Annotated in this window: 8 protein-coding genes; 5 read left to right on the top strand and 3 right to left on the bottom strand. The window is 74.7% G+C overall.

The features are described 5' to 3' along the window. Positions 1 to 156: 156 nt before the first annotated feature. The gene (locus tag LCD35_RS04850) at positions 157 to 1,380 is read right to left on the bottom strand and encodes a Glu/Leu/Phe/Val dehydrogenase dimerization domain-containing protein (protein WP_224966170.1); all 1,224 of its coding nucleotides are present in this window, start codon (positions 1,378 to 1,380) and stop codon (positions 157 to 159) included. 561 nt (positions 1,381 to 1,941) lie between these two features. On the opposite strand from LCD35_RS04850, the gene LCD35_RS04845 reads away from it, so the two are divergent. Together LCD35_RS04845 and LCD35_RS04840 are read left to right on the top strand one after the other, a co-directional pair. After that, positions 1,942 to 2,829 (top strand): hypothetical protein, encoded by an 888-nt coding sequence (locus tag LCD35_RS04845; protein ID WP_224958097.1) that lies wholly within the window; start codon positions 1,942 to 1,944, stop codon positions 2,827 to 2,829. A gap of 20 nt (positions 2,830 to 2,849) precedes the next feature. Further along, positions 2,850 to 4,418: an amidohydrolase gene (locus LCD35_RS04840; protein WP_225043773.1), complete on the top strand. Its 1,569-nt coding sequence runs from the start codon at positions 2,850 to 2,852 to the stop codon at positions 4,416 to 4,418. 16 nt (positions 4,419 to 4,434) lie between these two features. On the opposite strand, the gene LCD35_RS04835 is transcribed toward LCD35_RS04840, so the two are convergent. Continuing rightward, entirely contained in the window at positions 4,435 to 5,220 is a 786-nt protein-coding gene (locus LCD35_RS04835; protein ID WP_225043772.1) for a serine hydrolase, read from the bottom strand. A gap of 10 nt (positions 5,221 to 5,230) precedes the next feature. Beyond that, complete coding sequence (locus LCD35_RS04830; protein ID WP_225043771.1) at positions 5,231 to 6,175, bottom strand: ornithine cyclodeaminase family protein; 945 nt, start codon at positions 6,173 to 6,175, stop codon at positions 5,231 to 5,233. Positions 6,176 to 6,586: 411 nt separating this feature from the next. Between LCD35_RS04830 and LCD35_RS04825 the strand changes: the two genes are divergently transcribed. The 3 genes from LCD35_RS04825 (at position 6,587) to LCD35_RS04815 (ending at position 10,632) form a co-directional block, all read left to right on the top strand. Further along, complete coding sequence (locus LCD35_RS04825) at positions 6,587 to 8,170, top strand: aldehyde dehydrogenase family protein (RefSeq protein ID WP_224958105.1); 1,584 nt, start codon at positions 6,587 to 6,589, stop codon at positions 8,168 to 8,170. Further along, positions 8,167 to 9,309 carry an FAD-binding oxidoreductase gene (locus tag LCD35_RS04820; RefSeq protein WP_224958107.1) on the top strand — a complete coding sequence of 381 codons (1,143 nt, stop codon included), beginning with the start codon at positions 8,167 to 8,169 and terminating at the stop codon, positions 9,307 to 9,309. The genes LCD35_RS04825 and LCD35_RS04820 overlap by 4 nt, the downstream gene beginning before the upstream one ends. 147 nt (positions 9,310 to 9,456) lie before the next feature. Next, positions 9,457 to 10,632, top strand: coding sequence for a Glu/Leu/Phe/Val dehydrogenase (locus LCD35_RS04815; RefSeq protein WP_225043770.1), 1,176 nt, complete (start codon positions 9,457 to 9,459; stop codon positions 10,630 to 10,632). The last annotated feature ends 2 nt before the right edge of the window (positions 10,633 to 10,634 follow it).

The raw sequence follows: 10,634 nt of genomic DNA, 5'->3' as shown, positions 1-10,634 counted from the left end.
CCCCCCCGGGGGTCCGCCCCCCCCCCCCCCCCCCCCCCGGGGGGCCCCGGGGGGGGGTGGACCCCCCACCCGCGTCCCGCTCTATCCCGCGTGGGGGGGGGGCGCCCCCCCCGGGGGGGGGGGGGGGCGCCCACGTTCCAGTCTGATGCGGTGAGCCTACGGAATGCTGACCAGCAGCCTCCCCTCGGCCTCCGCCACCTTGTTCTGCTCGGTCTGCCAGTCCGCGAGCCGCAGCGCGGCCGTGCGCGGCGTGGTGCCGTCGGCGTCCCAGGCCGCCAGCAGCGGCGGGATCTTCGCCAGCATCTCCTCCCGGAGCACGCTGAACGACAGCACCGGGTCGGCGTCCACCCGGCCCAGCAGCAGCCACCACGCCCAGGCGACCGCGCCGGAGTTCGCCACGAAGTCCGGGATCACCGGCACTCCGCGGTCCGCCAGCTGCCGCTCCGCTTCGGCGGTGATCGGCGTGTTCGCCGCCTCGATGATCACCTTGGCGTTGACCTGGGCCACCCGCTCCGGGGTGATCGCGTAGGACACCGCGGCCGGGATCAGCACGTCCACGTCGATCGAGAGCACCGCGTCCCGCGGCAGCCGCTGCACGTCCGCGGGCACCTGGTCGCGGTCGATCTCGCCGAACCGGTCCCGGGCCTCCAGCAGCGCGGGCACGTCGAGCCCGTCCGGGTGGTAGAGCGAACCCGCGGCGTCGGCCACCGCGACCACCTTCAGCCCGGCCTCGTGCAGGTACCAGGCGGCACCGCCACCCATGGTCCCCACGCCCTGCACCGCGACGGTGGTGCTCGCGTGGTCCCAGGCGCGGGCGTGCACCACGCCGAGGCAGCACTGCGCCACGCCGTAGCCGCCGACCACATCCCCGAGCAGCAGCCCGCCGGGAACGGGCGCGTTCAGCCCGGCCCGCACCCGGCGCAGCGTGTGCTCCACGTCGGGCGCCCGGCGGATCGCCGCGTGGTAGGACTGCTGCAGCCCAGCCTCGACGAACACGTCGTCGATCAGGTGCTGCGGCACGCCCAGGTCCTCGGCGGTCACCCAGTGCGCGTCGATCCACGGGCGCATGGCCTCGACGAAGCGGCGCAGCACGCCGTGCGCGTCCGGGTCCTTGGGATCGCAGTCGATGCCGCCCTTGGCGCCACCGACCGGCAGGTCGAACACGGCGGTCTTGCGGGCCATCCCCCGCGCCAGGTCCTCCACCTCCGACATCGTGCATCCGGCGCGCATCCGGGTTCCGCCGGTCGCCAGGCCTGACACCAGGCTGTGCACGACGAGGAACCCGTTCTTCCCCGTCACCGGATCTGTCCAGGTCACCCTCATCAGCGGGTCGCAGTCGACGAGTGCCACCGGCCGAACCTCCTCCCAAGTGCAGTGCATGGCATGGGCGCCTCGAGGCCCCCCACCAGAGTTACCTACAGAAGGGGCGTGTTCCGGCGAGGGAGTTCGAGCACCGCTCAGGGACTGGTCCCGCGGGGCCCGGCTCGGCCGGCCGCACGCGCTGCGCGTCGTGATCACCGCCTCAAGCGGTGATCAGCCTCAATGTCGCAGCCAGAGCGATGAAGAAGCCAGCCAGCGGAGGGGACGGGGAAGGCCGTGCTCATGGGCCCGCATGGTCACCTCCACGTCTCGCCGGCGATGGATCGAAGCTAAACCCGAGCTGGATTTATTGTCAACAATCGTCGTATCCGACATTCACGCCGTCATCCGAAGTTCACGGCGAAACCCGCCCGTGATGTGCCGGCAAGCCGCTGACCAGGCTAATCGGAGATCGCCGGGAAGGGGACAGCTGGCCGCCGACACTCACTCGTCCGGGGTCTTAAGCTCTGGGCGCGGCAGTTGTCCGCCCGCGGCTTCGCGCGGGTGAACGCAGGACGTCGGGCGCGCACGAGTTCGGGGAATCGGCTCCGCCGCCCGCGCATGGGCTGGGAGGATGCAGGCATGAGCCAACCGGGACTCCCCGAGCAGGGGCCCCACCGACCGGATCCGCAGGATCCGCCGGGTGCGCTGGACCAGGCGGCGCAGCAGAACCTCATCCAGGAGGTGGGCCGGGTGCTGCTGCGCTCCATGCCCCCCGCGTGGAGCGAGGTCACCGTCGAGTACCGCGCCGTGGGCGGGCACGCCGAGCTCGCCGCGCAACTGCTGGCTCCCAACGGCACCCCGATCCCGATCGCGGTCCCGGACGCGGTCGCGGGGCTGTTCGCCCGCCTCCGCCACGGCATGCACGAGGCCGACCGCGGGACCTGGATCAGCGCCCTCTACCGCCTGCAGCGGCCCAGCAGCTACAGCGTCGACTTCAACGGCGACCACGAGCCGGGCTGGAACCGCACCCCGCCGCCCGAGGAGTTCGCCGCGGAGCTGCGCACCTACCCGCGCGCGGGCGCGAACATCCCCGCCTGGCTCGCGCGGGGCGCGGGAATCCCGGACGCGACCGGCAGCGCCACCCGCACGCCCGCGCTGCGCACCGCGGAGGTCTTCGACTCGGTCGACGAGGACGGGCGCCCGCAGGTGGACCGGCCCGGGATCGACGACGCGGAGCTGCGCGGGCTCGTCGACTACCTCGACCGGGCGCCGGTGGTGCTGGCGGCGCGCAGCTACGACACCGACCAGCTCGACCCCGCCGCTCCCGCCGACGTGCCGCTGACCTTCCACACCGACGGCCGGTGGATCTGGCCCGGCGCGGTCGGCTACTACCTACGCAAGCACGGGGTCCCGCCGGACGCGGCGCTGGTCGACCACATCCGCGGCACCGGGTTCCAGGTCCCGGAGGTGGACGAGCACGACCGGGAGCTCGCGGTCTCGGTGATCACCGGCGAGGAGCATCGCTGACGGGCGCCGACCTGGCGTTCGTGGACGGCCCGGTCGTCACCTCGGACGCCGGCGGTTCGCGCACCGACGCGCTCGCCGTGCGGGCGGGCCGCGTCCTCGCGCTGGGCGAGCCGGCGGGGCGGCCGCTGATCACGAGCCGCACCGAGGTGGTGCGGTTGTCCGGGCGGCTGCTGCTGCCCGGGTTCCAGGACGCGCACGCGCACCCGGTGTTCGGCGGGCTGCGGCGGCTGCGCTGCGACCTCACGGCGGCGACGAGCGCAGCGGAGTGCCTGCGGACCGTGGCCGCGCACGGCGGTGCCGGCTGGGTGCTCGGCGGCGGCTGGGACTCGCCGCTGTTCCCCGGTGGCGCGCCGACCGCGGGCGAGCTGGACGCGGTGACCGGGGACCGGCCCGCGTACCTGCTCAACCGCGACCTGCACAGCGCCTGGGCGAACACCGCCGCGCTGCGCCTCGCCGGGGTGCGCGCGGACACCCCCGATCCCCCGGACGGCTGGATCGAGCGGGACGGGCGCGGCCGGCCCACCGGGACGTTGCACGAGGGCGCCGCGGACCTCGTGGCCCGCGCGTTGCCCGCCCCGGATCCCGGCGAGCACCGCGCGGCGCTGCTGGAGGGCCAGCGGGTGCTGCACGCGCACGGCGTCACCGGGTGGCAGGACGCGATCGTCGGCGCCTACTTGGGGCACGCGGACGTCTTGGACACCTACCGGGAACTCGACCGCGCGGGGCGGCTGCGCGCCAGGGTGCAGGGCGCGCTGTGGTGGGACCGCCGCCGCGGCGCGGAGCAGATCCCGGAGCTGGTCGAGCGGCGGCGTCGGGCGCGCGGCGAGCGGTTCCGGGCCGAGCACGTGAAGGTCATGCTGGACGGGGTGTGCGAGAACCGCACCGCAGCCATGGAAGCCCCCTACCTCGGCGAGCAGGGCCGCGGGCTGGCCCACCTCCCGGACGCCGAGCTGCGGGAGGTCGTCACCGCGCTCGCCGCCGCGGACTTCGCGGTGCACTTCCACGCCGTCGGTGACCGGGCGGTGCGCGCGGCGCTGGACGCCGTCGCCGCCGCGCCGGGTTCGGGGCTGCGCCACCAGATCGCGCACGTGCAGGTGGTGCACCCGAACGACGTGCCGCGGTTCCGGGAGCTCGGCGTGACCGCGAACGTCCAGCCGGCCTGGGCGGTCCCCGACGCGGCGATGACGGAGCTGACCATCCCGCGCCTCGGTGCCGAGCGCGCCGCGCGCCAGTACCCGTTCCGGTCGCTGCACGAAGCGGGCGCCCCGCTCGCCGCGGGCAGCGACTGGCCGGTCTCCGATCCCGATCCGCTCGCCGCGGTGCACGCCGCGGTGAACCGCCGCGAACCGGGCGGGGCCTCGGCGTTCCTGCCGGAGCAGGCGCTGCGGCTGGAGACGGCGCTGACCGCGCACACCGCGGGCGCGGCGCGCGCGAACGGGTTCGCCGCCGAGACCGGGTCGTTGGAGCCGGGCAAGGCGGCCGACCTCGTGGTGCTCGACCGCGACCCGTTCTCCCTGCCGCCGCAGGAGATCGGCCGGGCCCGGGTGGAACTGACCTTCGTGGACGGAGAACCCGTCCACCGGCGCTGACGACCGGCCGAGGACGTCACCCCAGCGCGTGGAACACGCGCAGTCCGAGGTCCGCGATGCGGTCGCAGGCGAGGCGGTGCGCGGCCCGCTCGTCGGCGAGCTCGTCCACCAGCACGGCCACCACCGCGCGCGGCCGGTGGTCGCCGATCAGCGCCACGTCGTGCCGGGAGTGCGCGATCTCGCCGGTCTTGTTCCAGCAGCGGACGCCCTCCGGCAGCAGCGCGGGCAGCCGATCGCGCACCTGCTGGCGGGAGAGCACGCGCAGCGCGTGCGCGGTCAGGTCCGGTGGCAGCGCCCGCGCGGTGGCGAGCCGGTCCAGGATCCGCGCCTGGTCGCGGGCGCTGGTCGTGTTCCGGCCCGGGGCCCGCACGTCCATCAGCCGCCGCTCCACCCGGGTGGCAGTGCACCCCAGGTCGGTGGCGCAGCGGGCGATCGCCGGGAAGCCCACGGCGTCGATCACCGCGTTCGTCGCGGCGTTGTCGCTGATCACGATCATGAGCGTGATCAGGTCGCCGAGGGCGAGCCGATCCACTCCGGACAGTTCGTGCAGCACGCCGGAACCTCCGGCTCGTTCCGCGGGAACCGGCATCTGGTCGTCCAGGGTGAACAGTCCACCGTGGATGCCCCGCAGCGCGCTGATCATCACGAGCACCTTGATGGTGCTCGCCGGGTGCACCTCGCGGTCGGCGCCGCTGAGCACCGGCACCCGCTCGCGCAGGTCCCACGCGGCGAACCCGAGGCGGCCCGGGAAGTCCGGGCGCACTCCGGCAAGCGAGTCCGCCAACCGCCGCGCGAAACCCATCCGAGCCCTCCTAGAGCGTGCCGAGCACCGCGTGCGCCGCGGCGGCGTCCTGCACCCCCACGCCGACGCTGTTGTAGAACACCAGGTCCTCCGGCGCGGTGCGGCCCGGAGCGCGCCCGGTCAGCACCTCGCCGAGCGAGCGCAGCCGGGCCCGGTCCAGGTCCCCGTCGCGCAGCGCGCGCACGATCGGGCCGGCGTGGCCGGCGGCGGTGTCCGCATCGTCGACCACGACCGCCCCCGCGCGCCGCACGAGCTCCGCGTCGACCTCGTGGCGGTGCGGTTCGAAGGAGCCCACCGACACCACCGTGGCACCGGGTTCCAGCAGGTCGGTCGCGACGACCGGCTCGGCGCTCAGCGTGCAGGTGGCGATGATCGCGGCGCCGCGGACGGCCTGCTCGGCGGTGTCCGCGGGGCGCACGTCGAGCCCGAGTTCGGCGGCGAGCTCGGCGGCGAGCGCCTCCCGCCGCTGCCGGTTCCGGCCGTGCACGCGGACGCTCCGCAGCTCCCGCACGCGGGCGATGGCGCGCACGTGCGCCCGGGCCTGGACGCCGGAACCGAGCACCGCGAGGTCGGCCGCCGCTCCGGGAGCGAGGGCGTCGACGGCGACCGCGCTGCCCGCCGCGGTGCGCAGCTCGGTGAGCGCGGTGCCCGCCAGGACCGCGCGCGGTCCGCCGGTGCGGGCGTCGAGCACCAGAAGGGTCCCCGAGATCACCGGCAGGTCCAGCTCGGCGTTGCCCGGGTGCACCGAGACGAGCTTGGCGACGGCGCCGTGCTCCGGCGAGACGGTGCCGAGGTAGCTCAGCGCGGTGCCGGTGCCGCTGGGCACCGAGACCTTCGGGGCGAGCCGCGCCCGGCCGTCGGCGAGCGCTTCGAACGCGGTCCGCTGCGAGCGGATCGCCGTGTCGAGGTCCAGGGCCGCGGTCACGTCCGCGTCGGTCCACATCAGGTCGGTCATCGGTTCCTCCGGTTCGCGGTTCCCCCGCAACCTGGCACGCGGGGCGGGGTGCTGGGAACGGGGTTCGGGCACCGGGCTCTCGGGATGCGGGCTCTAGGGACGCGGGGCCCCGGGACGCGCGGCGGACGATCTCGCGGAGCAATAGCATCGCTGTCGCTCAGAACGTCAGGAAATCACTCTTCTGATGCTCGATGTTCGAACGCCTGCGCGGTTACCGTGAGTTCCACGGCCGGTCGCACACCGCAGCCGGCAGTCCTCCGCCGCTCCGGCGGCTCCCCGCTCCGCCCTGCCCGACGCCCCGGTACCCGATTTCCCGGTTCCCGACGAGCGACTCGCCGACCGGCCCCGGCCGCCGACGGCACGAGCGCGAGCACGCACCCGCAAGCACGCACGAGGAAGAGGTGGACCACGGTGTCGACGACGGTGAGTTCGGTGATCGGAGCAGGCGCGCACGAGGCGGCGACCGGGTCCGGCACCGGCGAGTACCTCTCCCGCAACCCCGCGCGGCTGGACGACGTGGTGGCGCGGGTCGAGCTCGGCGGAGCGGACGCGCTGCACGCCGCCGCGAAGGCCGCCCGCACCGCGCAGCGCGAGTGGGCGCAGGTGCCCGCTCCCGTGCGCGGCCGGGTCGTCGCCGAGCTCGGCAGGCTGGTCGAGGCGAACAAGGAGTCGCTCGCCCGGCTCGTGACCAGGGAGATCGGCAAGCCCTACGCCGAAGCGCTCGGCGAAGTCCAGGAGATCGTCGACACCTGCGACTTCTTCCTCGGCGAGGGCAGGCGGCTCTACGGGCAGACGGTGCCCTCCGAGATGCCGGATAAGCAGCTGTTCACCTTCCGGGTTCCGGTGGGCGTGGCAGCGGTGATCACCGCGGGGAACTTCCCGGTGGCGGTGCCGTCCTGGTACCTGGTGCCAGCCCTGCTCTGCGGCAACGCGGTGGTGTGGAAACCGGCCGAGTACGCCGCCGCGGCCGCGCGCGCCGTCGCCGAGCTGGCCTGGCGGGCCGGGGTGCCGCGCGGCGTGCTGAACCTGGTGTACGCCGACGGCGAGGCCACCTACGCCGGGCTGGAGACCGCGCTGCGCGACGGCCTGGTCGACAAGGTGGGTTTCACCGGCTCCAGCGCCGTCGGCTCGCGCATCGGCGAGCTGTGCGGCCGCTACGCCCAGAGCCCCTGCCTGGAGCTCGGCGGGAAGAACCCGATGGTGGTGGCCGCGGACGCCGACCTCGACCTGGCCGTGGAGGGCGCGCTGTTCTCCGGCTGGGGAACGGCGGGGCAGCGCTGCACCTCGCTCGGCAACCTGATCGTGCACCGGGACGTGCACGACGAGTTCGTGAGCAGGCTCGACCGCGCGCTGCGCGACGCGGTGATCGGCGACCCGGCGCAGGAGGTGCTCTACGGGCCGCTGCTCGACCAGAAGTTCGCCAACGGCTTCGAAGCGGTGCTGGACACCATCGCCGACCACCACCGGGTCCTGGGGTCCGAGTTCGTCGGGCGGATCCGCGGTGACGCGCCGCGCGCCGGATTCCTGGGAGACCCGGAGGCCGGGCTGTTCTACCACCCCGTGCTGCTGGACGGCTTGCGCCCCGAGGACCACGTGTTCGCCCAGGAGACCTTCGGCCCGATCGTCGGGGTCAGCACCTTCGACAGCCTGGACGAGGCGATCGAGCTCGGCGACGCGCCCGGATACGGCCTCTCCGCCGCCGTCTACACCACCGACCCGGCCACGGCCTTCCGGTTCCGCCAGGGCACCCGGGCCGGCATGGTCAGCGTGAACAACTCGACCTCCGGCGCGGAGGCGCACCTGCCGTTCGGCGGCAACGGGCGGTCCGGGAACGGCAGCAGGCAGTCGGGCATCTGGGTGCTCGACCAGTTCACCCGCTGGCAGTCGTTGAACTGGGACTTCTCCGGCAAGCTGCAGAAGGCCCAGATGGACGTGGCCACCGTCGAGCCGGACCGCGGCTACCGGTTGCCGCCCGAACTGGGCGGCACCGAGTGACCCCGCCGGGCCGGGCCGAGGTCGTCGTGATCGGTGGCGGGGCGATGGGCACCTCCATCGCCTTCCACCTCGCCGAGGCGGGAGCGGATGTGCTCCTGCTGGAACGCGGCGAACTCGGCTCCGGCAGCACGGGCAAGGCGGCAGGCGGGGTGCGGGCGCAGTTCTCCGACCCGGTCAACATCGAGCTCGGTGCGCGCAGCCTGCGCGCGTTCGCCCGCTTCGACGAACGGCCCGGCGGCTGCATCGACCTGCGCCGGAACGGCTACCTGTTCCTGCTCACCGATCCGGCGGACGTGGCGGCGTTCGAGGAGTCCGTGCGGCTGCAGAACGCCTGCGGTGTCCCCAGCCGGATGCTCACCGCACGGGAGGCGGGCGAGCTCTCGCCACCCGTGTCCGTGGACGACGTGCTCGCCGGCGCCTTCTCCCCCACCGACGGGCACTGCACCCCGGACGGCGTGGTGCAGGGCTACGCCGCCGGAGCGCGCCGCTGCGGCGCGCGGATCCAGCGGCACTGCGCCGTGACCGGCATCGAGGTCACCGGCGGTGCGGTGACCGGGGTGCGCACCGACGCGGGCCCGGTCGCCACCTCCGCGGTGGTGTGCGCGGCGGGCGCCTGGTCGGCGGCCGTCGGCGCGATGGCCGGGGTCGAGCTGCCGGTCCGGCCGCTGCGGCGGCAGATCCTGGTCACCGAACCGGCACCCGGGTTGCCCGACCGGTTGCCGTTCACCATCGACTTCGGGACCGGCTTCTACTTCCACGAGGAGGGGCCCGGCCTGCTGATGGGCATGCCGGACCCGCTGGACAGCGCCGAGCCGCACCTCGACGACGGCTGGCTCGAACTGCTCGCGGACACCGTTGAACAGCGGGCACCGGCGCTGGCCGCGCTGGGCGCGGCGCACCGCTGGGCCGGGCTCTACGAACTGAGCCCCGACCACAACGCGCTGATCGGCTCGGCGGCGGAGGTGCGCGGGTTCCTGTACGCGACCGGTTTTTCCGGGCACGGCTTCCTGCAGAGCCCGGCGGTGGGCGAAGTGGTCCGCGACCTGGTGCTGGACCGGCCACCACCGGTCGACGTCAGCGGGCTCGGCGTGGACCGCTTCGCCCGCGACGAGCACCGCCCGGAACGCAATCTCGTCTGAGCACCCCGTCGGCGGACCCCTCGACCTCCGCTCGCGCGCGGAACCGTTCGATCCGCACCGGTGGCCGACCGACCGGACCGCCGAGCACGCCCCGGAACCCGCGCGGTTCCGCCATCGCAGCACGACGACATCACGCTGGAGGCAGCCGTGAACGACCCGTTGCAGTCGATCGACGAATGGGGCCCCGAGAAGATCGTCTGCGTCTCCGACTCCCGGACCGGGATGCGCGGCGTGCTGGTGGTGGACAACACCGCCCGGGGCACCGGCAAGGGCGGCATCCGGATGAGCCCCGCGGTGACGGTCACCGAGATCGCCCGGCTGGCCCGGGTGATGACGTGGAAGTGGGCCGCCGCCGACCTGTTCCACGGCGGTGCGAAGGCGGGCATCGTCGCCGACCCGGCCGCGCCGGACAAGGAGCGCGTGGTGCGCGCGTTCGCGCGCAAGCTCGCCGACCAGATCCCCGCCAGCTACGTCGCGGGCCTGGACATGGGCATGACCGAGCGGGACGCCGCGATCATCCAGGACGAGCTCGGCGACCGGGGCGCCGCCGTCGGGGTGCCCGAGGTGCTGGGCGGCGTGCCCTACGACGAGCTCGGCGTCACCGGGCACGGCGTCGTGGCCGCGTTGGACGCGGCGCTCCGGCTGCGCGGCCGGCCGATCGCCGGGGCGCGGGTGTCGGTCCAGGGGTTCGGCGCGGTCGGCGCGGCCGCCGTCCGCCGCCTGCACGAGCTCGGTGCGCAGGTCGTCGCGCTGTCCACAGTGGACGGCGCGGTGCACGACCCGGACGGGCTGGACGTGCCGTGGTGGCTGGCGCGCCGCACCGAGCACGGCGACGCCTGCGTGCGCGACGCCCCGGCGGTCAAGCGGCTCGACCGCGGCGCCGAACTGCTCGTCGACTGCGACGTGCTGCTGCCCGCGGCCGGGCAGGACGTGCTCGGCGCAGAGCTCGCCGCCGAGGTCCGCGCCGACCTCGTGGTCGAAGGCGCCAACCTGCCGACCACGCCGGGAGCCCGCGTGGTGCTGGCCGACCGCGGGATCACCGTCGTGCCGGACTTCATCGCCAACGCCGGGGGTGCCATCGCCGCCGGATTCGCGATGGACGCGCGCCGGTCCGCGTTCCGCCCCGCCGCGGACCGGATCCTCGACGAGGTCGCCGAGCGCTGCCGCGACAACACCTCCCTGGTGCTGCGCTCCGCGCGGGACCGCGGCCTCGATCCGCGCACCGCCGCGCTGGACCTGGCGCAGGACCGGGTGCGGGCGGCGATGGAACTGCGCGGCCGGTCGGCGCGGGCCGAGGCGGAACCGATCGGCGCGGGTGGCTGATC

The organism is Saccharopolyspora sp. 6V (genome assembly GCF_020176785.1).
GTDB classification, from domain to species: Bacteria; Actinomycetota; Actinomycetes; order Mycobacteriales; family Pseudonocardiaceae; genus Saccharopolyspora_C; species Saccharopolyspora_C gregorii.
The sequence above is the reverse complement of the archived record's forward strand: the minus strand, read 5'-3'. Positions and strand labels throughout refer to the sequence as shown.